At 73.3% G+C, this 14903-nt stretch carries 11 protein-coding genes and 1 riboswitch; of the genes, 1 reads left to right on the plus strand and 10 read right to left on the minus strand.

The genetic code is table 11. From position 1 onward, the window contains the following. Nucleotides 1–44: 44 nt before the first annotated feature. From ACFYZ4_RS05880 to ACFYZ4_RS05895, 4 genes are all read right to left on the minus strand, one after another. Nucleotides 45–1946, minus strand: a complete 1902-nt coding sequence (locus tag ACFYZ4_RS05880; RefSeq protein WP_390783169.1) for an ATP-binding protein — start codon at nucleotides 1944–1946, stop codon at nucleotides 45–47. A 245-nt stretch (nucleotides 1947–2191) separates the two neighbouring features. Continuing rightward, a complete protein-coding gene (locus ACFYZ4_RS05885) occupies nucleotides 2192–3397 on the minus strand; it encodes an MBL fold metallo-hydrolase (protein ID WP_351287233.1) in 1206 nt (401 codons plus the stop codon). 114 nt (nucleotides 3398–3511) lie between these two features. Then, nucleotides 3512–4297: an SGNH/GDSL hydrolase family protein gene (locus tag ACFYZ4_RS05890; RefSeq protein ID WP_030712829.1), complete on the minus strand. Its 786-nt coding sequence runs from the start codon at nucleotides 4295–4297 to the stop codon at nucleotides 3512–3514. 163 nt (nucleotides 4298–4460) lie between these two features. Continuing rightward, nucleotides 4461–5426, minus strand: coding sequence for a LysM peptidoglycan-binding domain-containing M23 family metallopeptidase (locus ACFYZ4_RS05895; RefSeq protein WP_390783170.1), 966 nt, complete (start codon nucleotides 5424–5426; stop codon nucleotides 4461–4463). A 3-nt stretch (nucleotides 5427–5429) separates the two neighbouring features. Then, nucleotides 5430–5649, minus strand: a riboswitch (cyclic di-AMP (ydaO/yuaA leader). 282 nt (nucleotides 5650–5931) lie between these two features. Between ACFYZ4_RS05895 and ACFYZ4_RS05900 the strand changes: the two genes are divergently transcribed. Further along, entirely contained in the window at nucleotides 5932–6723 is a 792-nt protein-coding gene (locus ACFYZ4_RS05900) for a tyrosine-protein phosphatase (RefSeq protein WP_384344256.1), read from the plus strand. Between the two features lie 18 nt (nucleotides 6724–6741). Here ACFYZ4_RS05900 and ACFYZ4_RS05905 read toward each other — a convergent pair whose 3' ends face one another. The 6 genes from ACFYZ4_RS05905 to hpnE form a co-directional block, all read right to left on the minus strand. Continuing rightward, nucleotides 6742–8157, minus strand: a complete 1416-nt coding sequence (locus ACFYZ4_RS05905; protein WP_390783171.1) for an aspartate aminotransferase family protein — start codon at nucleotides 8155–8157, stop codon at nucleotides 6742–6744. Then, nucleotides 8154–9185 carry an adenosyl-hopene transferase HpnH gene (hpnH, locus tag ACFYZ4_RS05910; RefSeq protein ID WP_327412467.1) on the minus strand — a complete coding sequence of 344 codons (1032 nt, stop codon included), beginning with the start codon at nucleotides 9183–9185 and terminating at the stop codon, nucleotides 8154–8156. Before hpnH ends, ACFYZ4_RS05905 begins: the two co-directional genes overlap by 4 nt. Nucleotides 9186–9190: 5 nt before the next feature. Further along, nucleotides 9191–9886 carry a 1-hydroxy-2-methyl-2-butenyl 4-diphosphate reductase gene (locus tag ACFYZ4_RS05915; RefSeq protein ID WP_351287225.1) on the minus strand — a complete coding sequence of 232 codons (696 nt, stop codon included), beginning with the start codon at nucleotides 9884–9886 and terminating at the stop codon, nucleotides 9191–9193. After that, nucleotides 9886–12228: a squalene--hopene cyclase gene (gene shc / locus ACFYZ4_RS05920; protein WP_390783172.1), complete on the minus strand. Its 2343-nt coding sequence runs from the start codon at nucleotides 12226–12228 to the stop codon at nucleotides 9886–9888. Before shc ends, ACFYZ4_RS05915 begins: the two co-directional genes overlap by 1 nt. A gap of 120 nt (nucleotides 12229–12348) precedes the next feature. Then, nucleotides 12349–13524: a polyprenyl synthetase family protein gene (locus ACFYZ4_RS05925; RefSeq protein ID WP_351287221.1), complete on the minus strand. Its 1176-nt coding sequence runs from the start codon at nucleotides 13522–13524 to the stop codon at nucleotides 12349–12351. Continuing rightward, nucleotides 13521–14900: a hydroxysqualene dehydroxylase HpnE gene (gene hpnE / locus ACFYZ4_RS05930; RefSeq protein ID WP_390783173.1), complete on the minus strand. Its 1380-nt coding sequence runs from the start codon at nucleotides 14898–14900 to the stop codon at nucleotides 13521–13523. The genes ACFYZ4_RS05925 and hpnE overlap by 4 nt, the downstream gene beginning before the upstream one ends. Between the last annotated feature and the right edge of the window lie 3 nt (nucleotides 14901–14903).

Below are 14903 nucleotides of genomic sequence, written 5' to 3' on the forward strand. Positions count from 1 at the left end.
CTCCTTGCTGAGGTGAGTCGTCGGGGTCGGGGTCGGGGTCAGGCTCATGGCTGGTTCTCCGTTTGGGCGAGGCCGAAGCCCCGTTGGAAGGCGGCCATCAGGCCCGGATCGTGCAGCGGCGGTTCGGCGTCCGCGGGCGGCCGCGGTACGGGTGCCTCGCGCAGCTGCGGCGCCAGGTGCTCCTGGGCCCGCCGCCGGGGCAAGGCGGGCCGGTCCTCCCCCTCCTCGGGCTCGCCGACCCGCTGCTGGGGCAGCAACCCGGCCCCGCCCTCGCCCGCCTCCGAAGCCGGTTCCCCCGCCGGCGCGGCCGGCGGCGCGGGCACGGCCGTCGCCCACGCCGAGGGAGATCCGGGCCAGGGCTCGGCTTCCGGCCCCGGCAGGGTGGGGGCCGGGGAGCTCGCCCACGGCTCGGCGGGAGCCGAGTCCACAGCGCCCGGGGTCGTTCCGTCGGCAGGCACGAGCGCGGCCGGGGGCTCGTTCCACGGTTCGGCCTTCGGAGCGGGAAGCCGCGCGGGCCCCGCCCAGGCCTCGGCCTCGGCCGCCGCGTCGGGTTCGGCGGCGCGCGGGGTCGGGACCGACGGGGTGGCGGGGGTCGGTGGGCCCGACCGCGGTGCGGGAACCCCCGGAGCCGGGGTCGGGTGCCAGGGCAGCGGTGCGGGGACCGGTTCCAGGTGGGGGGCCGACGGGGGCTCGCCCGGGACCCACGAGGTGGGCCGGGAGCCACCCGCCGCGTCGGCCGCGCTCGGCGCCTCCGCGCCCAGCAGCTCCTGCGGCAGCACCAGCACGGCCAGCACGCCGCCGTAGATGTTCGACTTGAGCTCGACGGCGATCCCGTGCCGGCGGGCCAGCGCCGAGACGACGAACAGGCCGATCCGCCCGTCCGCGAGCAGGTGCCGGACGCTGATCTGGTCGGGGTCCCCGAGCAGGGCGTTCATCCGGTGCTGTTCCTCCACCGGCATGCCCAGCCCCCGGTCCTCCACCTCGACCGCGATCCCCGCGGTGACCCGCTCGGCGCGCAGCACCACATCGGTGTCGGGGGCGGAGAACACCGTGGCGTTCTCGACCAGTTCGGCCAGCAGGTGCACCACGTCCGCGACGGCGTGCCCGCGGACGCTGCCGCCGGCCGGGGGCACGACCTTGACCCGCGTGTACTGCTCGACCTCCGCGACCGACGAGCGGAGCACCTCGCTCAGGTCGATCGGCCGGGTCCACTGGCGGCGGGAGGCGGCCCCGCCCAGCACGGCGAGGTTCTCGGCGTGCCGGCGGATCCGGGTGGCGAGGTGGTCGACGTGGAAGAGCTCCTTGAGCAGGTCCGGGTCCTCGACCGTGTCCTCCAGGTCGTCGAGGAGCGCGATCTCCCGGTGCACGAGGGATTGCAGGCGACGCGCGAGGTTGACGAAGACCTCGACCTTGCGCTCGCTGTCGGACGGGGTGGCCGGTCCGGCCAGCCGTACGAGGGTCGCGTGCGCCTGTTCCCGGGCGCCGCGCAGCTCCTGGGCGAGCAGCCAGAACTCGTCCACGCCGGCCGGGTCTCCCCCGACGAGCGGGCCGGTCGGTCCGCCCCGCACCGGGCGGGGCGGGGTCTCGCCCCGTTCCAGCAGGTCGGCGGCGGTACGCAGCTCCTGGCGGCCGCGCACGCTGGAGCGGCGCAGCGCCTCGCACCGGTCCCGTACGGCCTTGGCCCCGCGCTGGGCCCCGAGCAGGGCTGCCGCGAGGGCCCCGACCACGAGCAGGGCGCAGCCCGTGAGCACCGGCCACAGCCGGGCGTCGCGCTCGCCGGCGCCTCCGCCGAGCTGGAGGGTGAAGATCACCGCGGCGGCGCCGCTGAGTCCGGCGGCGAGCGTGGGCAGGACGGCGGCGCGCACCAGCTGGGGACGTATCTGCCGGGCGGGACCGGTGACGGCGTGTCTCGACGGGGCGTGGCGGGCGGCGCGGAGTCCGGACATCGGCGTCCTCGGTACGTTCGGTACGTGGGGCCCGGCCCCCAGCGTTCCGGGGCCCGGTGTTGATCACCGGATACCCACGCTAGACCCCGTCGTCCCGCCCGAGAACGCCAGTTGGGGAACTTCGAGGGGGTGCTTCCCGCTCCAGGTGGAGCGCTCGTACAACCGCCCGAATGCGCCGCCCGGCCGCCCGGCCGCCTGCGCCGAGGGGGCGAGGAGGCGAGGCGAGGACGGGCGGCGGCGGTACGTCAGGACCCGACGGCCTCGGATTCCTCGCGGGTCACGGCCTGCGGCCGCTCCCGCGCGGTGACCGGGCCCGGTGCCGCGGCCGGGGCGGTGGCCGCGCCGCCCGCGACGAACGGCCGCCACCAGGGCTGCGCCGGAGCCCCGTCGGCGCCCGGCTCGAACGGCTGGCCCGGGATCGGCAGCGCGATGGCCGCTCCGGCCCCCTCGGCGGCGGCCAGCGTGCCCTCGCCCGGCTCGTCCCACGGGTGCAGGGCCAGGTTGAAGGTGCCCCAGTGGATCGGCAGCATCGTGCCGTGCGGGGCGCCGCCCTGGAGGTCGAGGTGGGCGCGCATGCCCTCCTCGGGGGTCATGTGGATGTCGGGCCAGTACTCCGAATACGCCCCGATCTGGATCATCGTGGCGTCGAAGGGCCCGTGCGCGGCGCCGATCTCCTCGAAGCCGGGGAAGTAGCCGGTGTCCCCGCTGTGGTAGATCCGGTGCTCGTCGCCCGCGACGACCCAGGAGGCCCACAGGGTGTGCTGCTGGTTGCGCAGGCCGCGACCGCAGAAGTGCCGGGCGGGGGTGGCCGTCAGGGAGAGCCCGGCGATCTTGGTGCTCTCGTTCCAGTCCAGCTCGCGCAGCCGGTCGGCCGGTACGCCCCAGCGCTCCAGGTGCGCGCCGACGCCGAGCGGGACGGCGAAGACCGTGTCCGTACCGGCCAGGGCCTTGATGGTGGGCAGGTCGAGGTGGTCGTAGTGGTCGTGCGAGATGACCACGACGTCGACGTCGCCCAGCGAGGCCAGCGGGACGGGCACGGGGTGGAGCCGCTTCGGGCCGGCGAAGGGGAAGGGGGAACAGCGCTCGCCCCACACCGGGTCGAACAGCACGCGACGGCCGTCGATCTCCGCGAGCACGCTGGAGTGGCCCATCCAGGTCAGCCGCAGACCGCTCGCCGGCGGTTTCGCCAGCTCCGCGAGGGTGGTCGGGTACACGGGAATGGGCGCGGCGGGACTGCGCCGCACCCGCTGCTCGCGGTGGAAGTAGATCTTGGCGAACTCCGCCATCGAGCCCGAGGGCCTGTTCCGGGCACCGACCGGGTTCTGGAAGACGCCGTCGGCGAAGTTCGGCGATCGGCGGATGCGCTCCAGCCGGGCACCGGACGGGTCCGCGCCGAAGGCTTCGGGCCGCAGGGCGCGCAGCCGGGGACGCAGGGGACGGGAGCCGGTCAAAGCGCCTCCAGGGAGGATGGAGTAAGGGGTGGTCGTCTCTCTACGACCATCCCAACGCACACCGGCCCCGAAGGATTCCGCTTGCCGCCCCCGTCCCCGCCCGTATCCGTACGGCTACAGCGGCAGCAGGTCGGGCCGCTTCGCCTCCACGTGGTCCCCGGAGGACTCGCCGCGCAGCCGCCGGCCGATCCACGGCACGAGGTGGTCGCGCGCCCACTGGATGTTGTCGCGGGTCACGTCCACCGAGCCGCGCGGCCGCTGCGGCGGCCACGGCTGGTCGGGGTCGGTCGGCACGTCCAGCCCGAGCACCTGCGCCGCGCGCAGCGCGACCCGCGTGTGCCCCTCGGGTGAGAGGTGCAGCCGGTCCGTGTCCCACGCCCGCCGGTCCTGTACGGACTTCAGCGACCACAGGTCGAGGACCGGGCAGTCGTAGCGGTCGGCGATGGCGCGCACGTGCGCGCTGTACGTCGCCACCTTGCCCCGGAGGTGCTTGAGGACCGGCACGCCCCGGGTGTCGAAGCCGGTCGTGATCATGACCTGGCCGACCGCGCCGGCGAGGTCTGCCACGGCCGCCTCGAACCGCTCCGCCACGTCGTCCGGGTCGCTGCCGGGCCGGATGATGTCGTTGCCGCCCGCGCAGAAGCTGACCAGGTCGGGCGCGAGGGCCTTGGCCCTGGGAAGCTGGTCGGCCACGATCTGGTCGAGGAGCTTTCCGCGCACCGCCAGATTCGCATAGCGGAAGTCGTGCTCGTCGCGCTGATCGGCCAGGAGTACGGCGAGCCGGTCCGCCCAGCCGAGATGCGAATCCCCGGGTCCCGGGTCCCCCACGCCTTCGGTGAAGCTGTCCCCGATCGCCGCGTACGAGCCGATGGTCTTGAGTTTCGTCGTCGTCGCTGCCACGGGACACCATCCTTCACTCCCGTAACCAACCTACGCCAACGTAATGAGGGGTTGACGGACCGTGATCTGTACCACGTGGGGGATAAGGAATAAGTACACGTGAGGCCGGGACCCCCCTCGGGTCCCGGCCTCACACGTGTTCCCGCGCCGACGGCGGGTGCCGTCAGATGCTCACGCCCTTCGAGCGGAGGTAGGCCAGCGGGTCGATGTCGGAGCCGTACGAGGGGCCCGTACGGATCTCGAAGTGGAGGTGCGGGCCGGTGGAGTTGCCCGTGGAGCCGGAGAGGCCGAGAGTCTGGCCGGCGGTGACGCTCTGGCCGGAGGAGACGGACAGCTGGGAGAGGTGGGCGTACTGGGAGTACTTGCCGTCCGCGTGCCGGATGACGACCTCGTTGCCGTACGAGCCGCCCCAGGCGGCGGAGACCACGGTGCCCGCGCCGACGGCCCTGACGGTGGTGCCGGAGCTCGCGATGAAGTCCACGCCGGTGTGGTAGCCGGAGGACCACATGCTGCCCGCGACCTTGTACTGGGTGGAGACGCCGGTGTTGCCGAGCGGGGAGACGAAGCCGGAGGCGGACTTCTGCGCGGCGGGCGCCCCGGCCTCGGAGTCCTGCTGCGCGGGGGCGGCCTTCGCGGCCGGCTTCGGGGCCGGCTTCGGGGCCGCCTCGGGGGCGGACTCCGGAGCCGCCTCGGCCTCGGGGGCGGCCTCGGGGGCGGGGGCGGCGTCCACCGGGTCCGCCTCGGCCGGACCGCCGAGGTGCAGCTTCAGGCCGGGGTGGATCAGCGACGGGTTGGCGCCGACCGCCTCGCGGTTGTCGGCGTACAGCTGCTCCCAGCCGCCGGAGAGGTGGCGCTCGGCGGCGATCTTGGAGAGGTAGTCGCCCGGCACGACCGTGTAGACGCTCGGGGCGCCCTGCACGGCGGCGGCGGGCGCGGCCTGCAGCGCGGCGGGGACCTGCGGGGCCACAGCGGGGGCCACCGCGGTCGCCGCGGCCGGGGCGCCGGCCGCGTGGGCGCCCGCGGCGCCCATCAGCGGCAGCGCGAGGGCCGCGCCACCGGTGCCTGCGACGGCGAAACCGCGCGATATCGAAAGGGACTTGGGACGGCGGTGCTTACCCTTTGCAGGCATGGCGAATTTCCTCTCCGGCGCCTGCGAGGTGAGCTGTCGGGTTCGGACTGGAGATGTCCGGCCGTACATGTACGGGACATGTACGTCTTCACCCCGAGCCGTCCCGGCGAAAAGATCTCCGAAAAGATCTCCGGGACAGCGGCTTACCTGGTTCCCCCGCTCCTGCCGCGCGAATAGTCGGGTGCGGTTTCCGGGCGGCGGCAGGATTCGGCGATCCACCCGGATCGATCGCGAAGGTAAACCCTTGCGACGGCGGGGAACAAGCCACGAATTTCCTGACGGAATCACAGGAATGAGGAACCGGCGGAATTCCGGTCACCCTGCGTCCATTAACAGCCGTCAACAACCGCTCCGACGGGGCCATTCGGCATTCGCGATCAGGCACTCACGGTCACCGTATGATCTGGCTCACGGGGACGTGCCCGATCTCGCCTCCGGATATGGCAAGTTGGCGCCAAACAGCTCAATTCGGACAGAAATCCCACCATGAAGCGGAGGAGTTCCCGTGACCCAGCAGATACAGGAGCCGGACCTGACCGGAGTGCGCAATTTCCGCGATGTAGGCGGATTGCCGACTTCTGATGGTCGAAGGGTCAGCGCGGGACGACTGTTCCGAAGCGGACATCTCGCACATGCCACCGAAACCGATGCAGAGTTCCTCGCCTCGCTCGGCCTCCACACCATCTTCGACTTCCGCAACGGCGCCGACCACGCGCTGGAGGGGCCGGACGTGGAACTGGCAGGCGTACGGAACGTGAACATCCCCCTCTCGGATCCGGCCGACGGCCGGGAGTTCTGGCGGCTGGTGCGCGAGGGCGACCTCGACCAGCTGCGCACGATCCTGGGCGACGGCAAGGCCGCCGCCCGGATGACCAACTCGTACCGCCGGATCATCGAGCAGCGCACCGCCGAGCACAGCCGGGTCGTGCACGCGCTCGCCGAGGACAGCGTCCCCGCCCTCCTGCACTGCGCGGCCGGCAAGGACCGGGCCGGCCTGTCGATCGCCGTCACCCTGCTCGCGCTGGGCGTCGAGCGCGAGGCGATCGTGGCGGACTACCTGGAGTCGAACGCCCCGCACCGCCGCTACCGGGTGCGCCGCAGCAGCGCGTCCGACGAGGCCCGCTCCCCCGAGGTGATGGAGCTGCTGGCGCCGCTCTTCGACGCCCGCGCCGAGTACCTGGTCGCCGCCTTCGAGACCATCGACGAGACCTGGGGCGGGGTGGACCCCTACCTGGCGGAGGGCCTCGGGCTGAAGCCCGAGACCCTCGGCCGGCTGCGTGACCGGCTGCTCGAATAGCGCGCCCGGAGCGGGCCGTCAGCGCTGGGCGACGGCCTGCTTCACCAGCGTCCTGCCGAAGTCCCACATCAGCCCGGACCCGCCGTGCGCCTCGTCCATGACCGCGCGGAAGGCGCCGACGAACCGGTCGACGTCCCGCTCGTCCACGACCAGCGGCGGAATGAGCTTGATGACCTCCAGGTGGTCGCCGGAGACCTGGGTGAGGATCCGGTGCTTCTGGAGCAGCGGCACCACGACCATCTGCGCGAAGAGCCCCTTGCGGGCCGCCTGCAGCATCGTCCACCGGCTGCGCAGCCCCAGCGAGGACGGCCGGCCGAACTCGATGCCGATCATCAGCCCGCGCCCGCGCACCTCGTGCAGCAGCTCGTACTCGTCGACCATGGCCGCGAGCCGCCCGCGCAGCAGGTCCCCCGTCGCCCGGGCGTGCGCGACGAGCTCCTCGTCCTCCATGACCGACAGCACCGCCAGCCCGGCCGCCATCGCCTGCGCGTTGGACCCGAAGCTCGCGGAGTGCACGAGCACCCGGTCCATGGACGAGTAGACCTTCTTGAAGATCCAGTCCTTGCCCAGGGTGGCGCCGACCGGCACGTAGCCGCCCGACAGCGCCTTGGCCACGCACACCAGGTCCGGTTCCACGCCCGGCTCGTGCTGGTAGGCGTAGAAGTCACCGGTCCGTCCGAGGCCGGTCTGCACCTCGTCCGCGATCAGCAGCGCCTTGTGCCGGTGCAGCAGTTCCTGCGCGGCGAGCAGGAACCCGGGCGGGGCTTCCAGGACGCCCTTGCCCTGGATCGGCTCGACGACGAAGGCGGCGACGTCGCCCTTGCGGAGCTCCCGCTCCAGGGCGCCCAGGTCCCCCAGGGCGATCTTCGTATCGGGGAGGAGGGGGGCGAAGCCGTCGCGGAACCCGCCCTCCCCGTTCACCGACAGGGAGCCGGTGGTCAGCCCGTGGAAGGCGTGGTCGCAGTAGAGGATCCTGGGCCGCCCGGTGGCGAACCGGGCGAACTTCAGGGCCGTCTCCACCGCCTCGGTGCCGCTGTTGCCGAAGAAGACCCGGTCCAGGTGCGGGCTGTACGAGAGCAGCTTCTCGGCCAGCAGCCCGGGCAGCGGCGGGCAGTCGAAGCGGGTGAGGTCGGCGAGCTGCGCGTCCAGTACGTCGTGCAGGGCCCGGCGGACCACCGGGTGGTGGCGGCCCAGGCCCATGACCCCGAAGCCGGCCAGCATGTCGAGGTAGTCATTGCCCTCGGCGTCCCAGAAATGGGCGCCCTCGGCCCGCTCGTAGACCTTGTCGAAGCCGATGGTGTGGAGCATCCGGGGCAGTTGGTGGTTGAGGTGGCGGGCGTGCAGCTCGTACCGCTCCCCGCCGCGCGCGGCCAGCAGGGCGCCGAGGTCGAAGCCCTTGCCCCGGGCGCCCGCTCCTTCCTCCGCCGGGGTCATGCCGACGCGTCCCGGTTGCCGCCGATCGTCTCCCGGGCCGCCCGCAGGGATTCCTTGAGGGAGCCCATGGTGGCGAGGACGGCGGTGGGCTCGTAGCCGCAGTGCGCCATGCAGTTCGCGCAGCGCGGGTCCTTCCCGCGGCCGTACTTGCTCCAGTCGGTGTCGTTGATCAGCTCCCGGTACGTCGGCACGTAGCCGTCGCTCATCAGATAGCAGGGGCGCTGCCAGCCGAAGAGGGAGTAATTGGGAATGGCCCAGGCCGTGCAGGGGAAATCGGCTTTCCCTTCCAGGAAGTCCAGGAAGAGCGGTGAGTGATTGAGCCGCCAGCGCCGCCGGTTGCCGCCCGCGAAGGCCTTCCTGAACAGTTCCCTCGTCTGTTCGACGCCGAGGAAGTGTTCCTGGTCGGGGGCCTTTTCGTAGGCGTAGGCCGGGGAGATCATCATCTCGTCGACCTGGAGGTCGTCATTGAGGTAGTTGAGCACCTCGATGATCGTCTGCGGGGTGTCCGTGTTGAAGAAGGTGGAGTTGGTGGTCACCCGGAACCCGCGCTTCTTCGCCTCCTTGATGGCCGCGACCGCCTCGTCGAAGACGCCTTCCTTGGCCACGGACTCGTCGTGGCGCTCGCGCAGGCCGTCGATGTGCACGGCGAAGGCGAAATAGGGGGAAGGGGTGAACTTCTCGATCTTCTTGCGCAGGAGCATCGCGTTGGTGCAGAGGAAGACGTACTTCCGCCTCGCCACCAACTGCCGGACGATCTCGTGGATCTGCGGGTGCATCAAGGGCTCGCCACCCGCGATGGACACCATGGGCGCGCCGGATTCCAGCACGGCGCCGACCGCCTGGGCGACCGGCATGCGCTGCTTGAGCACCCCGGCCGGATGCTGGATCTTCCCGCACCCCTCACAGGCCAGGTTGCAGGCGTAGAGCGGTTCCAGCTCGACGATCAGCGGGAACTTCTCACGCTTGCGGAGCTTCTGTTCGAGAAGATAGGTCCCGACCCTGATGGACTGGCGCAGCGGCATGGCCATCTGGCTCACCTCCTGGGGAGCAGCAAAGAACGGTGCCATTCGTAAAACGCGGGCAGTACGGCACGCAGAACGCGGAAGGCCGATATTCCCCCGCGAACCGTGCCAATGCGGACGAGCTCATGCTCCGGAGCGTCCACGATCACCCGGACGGCCGCAACCGGGCGGCCGCCTTCCGGGCAGGACCCGCCACGGGTGGCGGTCCAGAGGGTGGCCGCGGATTCCATGTCGACCGCGATGGCGCCGGTGGCGCGCAGCTGCGCGCGCTCCTGGCCGCGGACGACGTGGTCGGATCCGGTCAGTGCGCCGGTGTGCACGGTCCGGCCCGGTGCGGCCCGGGCCAGTGCCTCGGCGAGCAGGGCGGTGCCGGTGCAGGTGACGGCCCCCTGCGGGCCCCGGGTCTCCTCGGCGACCACCAGGTCGCCGGGGTGCATGCCGGGGACCAGCCCGGCGCAGAACCCGGTTGCGAGGACGGCGGCCCGGTCCATCCCGGGCCGGTCCAGTGCCCGGGCGACGGCCCGCTCGGCCGCGCGCGGGCCCATCCCGGTGCGCAGCAGGGAGTAGCTCCCGGCGGGGCCGCGGGCCGCCGCTCCGGGCCCGGCGCTGCGCAGCGCCGCCTGCTCGATGCGCAGCGCGCAGGCGACCAGCAGCGGGTCGGGGTTGCCGGCCCGGTCCCCGCTGTTCCGCTGTGGTGCGGCGGACATCAGACGGCTCCGCCGGGGGCGAACGGTTCCCCGTACAGGTAGCGGCCGAGGGCGGTGAGCGGGAACACCTGCCGGTACAGGTGGTAGTTGATGGAGAAGTCCCACGGGAAGCCGGTGCCGGTGAAGTGCGGCTCGTCCCAGGAGCCGTCCTCCCGCTGCGTCTGCACCAGGTGGCCGATGCCCCGTTCGACGGCCTTGCCGTCCCGCTCGCCGGCCGACAGCAGGGCCATCAGCGCCCACGCGGTCTGCGAGGCGGTGGAGGCCCCCTTCCCGGCCCAGGACAGGTCCTTGTAGGAGCGCTGGTCCTCGCCCCACCCGCCGTCCTCGTTCTGTACGGTCTCCAGCCAGCGCACGGCCCTGCGTACGGCGGGATGCCCCGGGGAGATGCCGGCCGCGATGAGCGCCGGGACCACCGAACCGGTGCCGTAGACGAAGTTGGTGCCCCAGCGGCCGAACCAGGCGCCGTTCGTCTCCTGTTCGGCGAGCAGCCAGGCGATGCCGCGCCGGGTCCGGGCGTCGCCGGAGCGGCCCTCGAAGGCGAGCATCTCCACGACGTGGGCGGTGACGTCGGCCGAGGGCGGGTCGATGACCTCGCCGAAGTCGCAGAACGGCAGCCGGTTGGGGAAGGGGCTGGTGTTGTCGGCGTCGAAGGCGCCCCAGCCGCCGTCCTTCGACTGCATGCCGAGGTTCCAGGACACCCCGCGGGCGATGGCCCCCTCGACGCGGGCCGGGTCCGGGTGCTGGATGCGGCGCAGTGCGAGGACGACCTCGGCGGTGTCGTCGATGTCGGGGTAGGTGTCGTTGTGGAACTCGAACGCCCAGCCGCCGGGGGCCAGCCCCGGCCGCCGCACGGCCCAGTCCCCGGTACGGGTGATCTCCTCGCCGAGCATCCAGTCGGCGGCCTGGACCAGCGCCGGGTGGCCGGGGTGCAGGCCCGCGTCGGCGAGGGCGATCGCGGCCAGGCAGGTGTCCCAGACGGGGGACTGGCAGGCCTCGATCATCCGGGCGCCGTCCTCGCGCCACACCGCGAAGCGGTCGAGGGACTCCAGTCCGGCGCGCATCACCGGGTGCCCGAGGTCGTAGCCGAGCAGGTGCAGGGCGATGACGGAGTACACGGCGGGCGGCTGGATCCCGCCCCAGCAGCCGTCGTTCTCCTGCCGCTCGACGATCCAGCGGCCGGCGGTGGTCATCGCGGCCTTGCGCAGCCGGCGCGGGGCGAACCGCCGGTAGACGTGCAGGGCCTTGTCCATCCGCTGGAAGGCCCCCTCCCAACTGGTCAGCGGGGCGGGGCGCCTGGCGGGGTTCGGCGTCCGCGCGTCGGCGTGCAGCTCGTCGAGGGCGAAGGGGGCCGGGCGGACGGGGCGCAGCGCGGAGACCACGGTGAGCGGGACGATGGTCTGGCGGGCCCAGCAGCCGAAGTCGTAGATGTTCAGGGGGACCCAGGACGGCAGGAACACCAGCTCGGGCGGGAGTTCGGGCAGGTGGTCCCAGTTCCACCAGCCGAAGAGGGCCAGCCAGATCCGGGTGAAGACGCGGGCGGCGGCGATCCCGCCGTGGGCGCGGATCCAGGCCGAGGCGCGGGCCATGTGCGGGGCGTCCGGGGCGTCTCCGGCGAGGCGCAGCGCGACGTAGGCCTCGATGGTGGCGGACAGTTCGGGCGGGCCGTCGTGGAAGGTGGCCCAGGTGCCGTCCTCCCGCTGCTCGCCGCGGATGAAGAGGGCGGCGGCCTGGGTGGTGGCCTCGTCGCGGATGCCGAGGAACTGCCGCAGCAGCAGGTCCTCGGCGTCCATGGTGACGTTGGTCTCCAGGTCGCCCTTCCACCAGCCCTCGGGGTCCTGGCGGTCCAGCAGGTTCCGGGTGGCGCGCGCGGCGGCCTCGTACACCCCCGGCGGGACACCGTCGGGCGGCTCGGGCAGGTCCGCGGCGGTCCGGGCCGTGCCCGCCCGCTCCGGTCCCGGGCCGGCGGGGGCGTCCGCGAGCACCCTCACGCGCACGCGGCCTCCGGGCCCGTCCGGTGGACCGGCCTCCGGGCCGAAGCCGGGCGGCGCGGCGCCCTGTGCCCGGGTCGTGCCCGGCCGGTCTCCGGCCGTGCCCACGCGCATCCGGCCGCCGTCCGCTCCGGGCGGACCCGGCGGGCCGTAGTCGGCGCGCGGGCCGGCGGCGCCGGACGCGTCGCCGTACTCGGCGCGCGGGCCGGGCCGGGCCGCGTGGGGCGGGGCCGGAGGCCCCGCTTCGGCGGCCGGGCCGCGGGCGTGCCCCACGCCGGGGGCCGCCGGGAGGCCCGGGGTCGATTCGCTGCCAGCAGCAGCGCCCTCGGCGCTGCCGTCGGTCGTCGCTGTCATGGCTTCCCCTTAGAACAGTGTCCTCTGCTGTGCTGGGGTCTGCCGTCGGCCGGTGCGCGCCACGCTCAGGTGGCGGCGCCGGCCGGCGACTCGCGATTCATATCCGCTGTCGGGTGGCGATCACCTCTTGCGCACGACGACGAAGTCGGCGAGGTCCACGAGCTGCTCGCGCACGCGCTGCGGCATGTCGACGTCGTCGAGGGCGCGGATCGCGATGGCGTGCTGGCGGCGTGCCTCGTCGGCGGTCCACTGGCGGCCGCCGGCCTCCTCGATGAGCGCCGCGCGGGCCGCGAACTCCTCCTCCGAGAAGTTCTCGAAGTCGCTGGCCTTGGCGTCCGCGGCGAGCAGTTCGGCGAGCTGCTCGGAGGCCGGGCCGCCGGCCGCGAGGGCGGCGACCACCGGCAGGGACTTCTTGCGCTGGCGCAGGTCGCTCCAGGTCTGCTTGCCGGTGGCCTCCGGGTCGCCCCAGATGCCGAGCAGGTCGTCGACGGCCTGGAAGGCGAGGCCCAGGTGGTAGCCGTACTCCTCCAGCTTGTCGGCCGTACGGTCGTCGGCGCCGCCGAGCACCGCGCCGATGGAGACCGCGCAGGCGAGCAGGGCGCCGGTCTTGTTGCCCTCCATCTCCAGGCATTCCTCGACGCTGACGCGCTCGCGGTGCTCGTAGGAGATGTCCTGCGCCTGGCCGTCGATGAGCTTGCGGCTGGCTGTGGTCAGGCGGCGGGTCGCCCGGCCGGCCTCGACGGTGCCGAGCTCCAGCAGCACCTCGTTGGCGAGGGCGAAGAGGGCGTCGCCGACGAGGATCGCGAGGGCGGGTCCGTGCACCTTCCACACCGTGTCGCGGTGGCGGCGCTGCTCGTCGCCGTCCATCAGGTCGTCGTGCAGCAGCGAGAAGTTGTGCACGAGCTCGACGGCGACGGCGCCCGGGATGCCGACTTCGGCCGCGGCGCCCGCGGCCTCGGCGGAGAGCAGCGCGAGGGCGGGGCGCACGGCCTTGCCGCCGTCGCCGTCCGCCCGGTTGCCCGCGGCGTCGATCCAGCCGAAGTGGTAGGCGGCGACGGTGTCCATGGGCGCGGCGAGCCGGTCCACGGCGGCGCGGAGCACGGGGGTCGACAGTGTGCGGCCGCGCTCCAGGAGGGCGATCGTGTCCGCCTTCTCCACGCCCCTCCCGGCCGTGCCCACACTGGCATCCGTGTTCTCGACGGCCGGATTCCCCGGGTTCACTGGCTCTCCTCTTGTTCCTGTACCTGCTGTGCCGGTGTTGCTGGTGGTGCTCGTCGTGCTCGTGGTGCTCGTCATGCCGCCTCCTGCAGAGGGTGGTCGCGGTGGCGGCCGAGCGCGGCGAGTGCGGCGTGCGCCGCGCTCATTCCGCTCCGGACGGCGCCCTCCATGGTCGCGGGCCAACCGGTGGCAGTCCACGCACCGGCCAGGTAAAGCCCCGGCGTGTCGGTGCGCGTCCCGGGGCGCAGCCGGCCGATCCCGGGGGTGGGGGCGAAGGTGGCCGTCCGCTCCCGGGTGACGAAGAAGTCCCGTACCTTGGCGCCCCGCGCGGCCGGGAGCAGCCGCTCCAGCTCGGGCAGGTACTTGGCGCGCAGGACCGAGACGGGCTCGTCGATGTCGTCCTGGGCCGCGGACTGGGAGAGGGCCAGGTACTGGCCGCCGTCGGGGAGTCCGGAGGAGTCGGTGCGGTCGAAGACCCACTGCACCGGGGAGCCGAGTGCGGCGAAGAAGGGCTGCTTGAGCACCTTGCGCTCGTAGACGACGTGGACGTTGAGGATGGGCGCGTTGGCGATGTCGAGGAGCTTGTCGGGGTCGGCGAGGGCGCCGGCCGGCAGCAGTCCGTGCGCCTCGCGCTGCGGGACGGCGAGGACGACGGTGCCGGCGTCGAGGGATTCGTCCTCGGTGTCGACCCGCCAGTTCCCGTCGGCGGTACGGGAGATGCCGGTGACCCGGGTGCGCAGCTCGGTGCGGACGCCGGCCGCGTCGAGGGCCTTGCGGGCGAGACCGTCGTGCAGGTCGCCCAGCGGGACGTGGGCCCAGCCGATGTCGGCGGCGCCGTTCTCGGAGAGCAGGCCGGTCTTGAAGACCATGGCGGCCAGGCCCAGCGAGGACTGGTCGGCGGTGGCGTTGAGGGTGGCGATGCCGACGAGGTCCCACAGGGCCTCGATGGCGCGCGGGCTCTGCCCGTAGCGGCCGAGCCAGGTGGCGAAGTCCAGGCCGTCCAGGGCCGGGTCGGTCGGGTCGAGGCGGCGCAGCGCGAGGGCGGCGCGGCCGACGCCCGCCCGCTCGGCGAGGGACAGGTGCGGGTAGCGGGCCAGCGATCCGGCCAGGTGCAGGGGCACGGGCAGGGCGCTGCGGCGCAGCCGTCCCAGGCGCGGGCCGCCGGGGTGGGCCACGTCGAGGACGGGTACGTCGAGCCGGTCCTGCAGCGGGGCGAGGGCGGCGCCTTCGACGCGGTCGAGGAACCACCGGTAGGCGGTGCAGCACCGCAGGTAGACGTGCTGGCCGTTGTCGACGTTGAGGTCGCCGCGCTTGAAGGAGAAGGCGAGCCCGCCGAGTCGGGGGCGGCCTTCGAGCAGGGTGACGCGGAGCCCGGCGTCGGCGAGTTCGAGGGCGGTGGTGACCCCGGCGAGGCCGCCGCCGACGACGACGGCGTGGTGCTCGGTGCCGGTCATGCG

It is taken from the genome of Streptomyces sp. NPDC001513 (assembly GCF_042894695.1).
Taxonomy (GTDB): Bacteria; Actinomycetota; Actinomycetes; order Streptomycetales; family Streptomycetaceae; genus Streptomyces.

Excerpts from the sequence above, each read along its gene's own strand:
- ACFYZ4_RS05880 (WP_390783169.1), bottom strand. The coding sequence starts at position 1,946 with ATGTCCGGACTCCGCGCCGCCCGCCACGCCCCGTCGAGACACGCCGTC.
- ACFYZ4_RS05895 (WP_390783170.1), bottom strand. The coding sequence starts at position 5,426 with ATGCCTGCAAAGGGTAAGCACCGCCGTCCCAAGTCCCTTTCGATATCG.
- ACFYZ4_RS05905 (WP_390783171.1), bottom strand. The coding sequence starts at position 8,157 with ATGACCCCGGCGGAGGAAGGAGCGGGCGCCCGGGGCAAGGGCTTCGAC.
- hpnH (WP_327412467.1), bottom strand. The coding sequence starts at position 9,185 with ATGGCCATGCCGCTGCGCCAGTCCATCAGGGTCGGGACCTATCTTCTC.
- ACFYZ4_RS05915 (WP_351287225.1), bottom strand. The coding sequence starts at position 9,886 with ATGTCCGCCGCACCACAGCGGAACAGCGGGGACCGGGCCGGCAACCCC.
- shc (WP_390783172.1), bottom strand. The coding sequence starts at position 12,228 with ATGACAGCGACGACCGACGGCAGCGCCGAGGGCGCTGCTGCTGGCAGC.
- ACFYZ4_RS05925 (WP_351287221.1), bottom strand. The coding sequence starts at position 13,524 with ATGACGAGCACCACGAGCACGACGAGCACCACCAGCAACACCGGCACA.
- hpnE (WP_390783173.1), bottom strand. The coding sequence starts at position 14,900 with ATGACCGGCACCGAGCACCACGCCGTCGTCGTCGGCGGCGGCCTCGCC.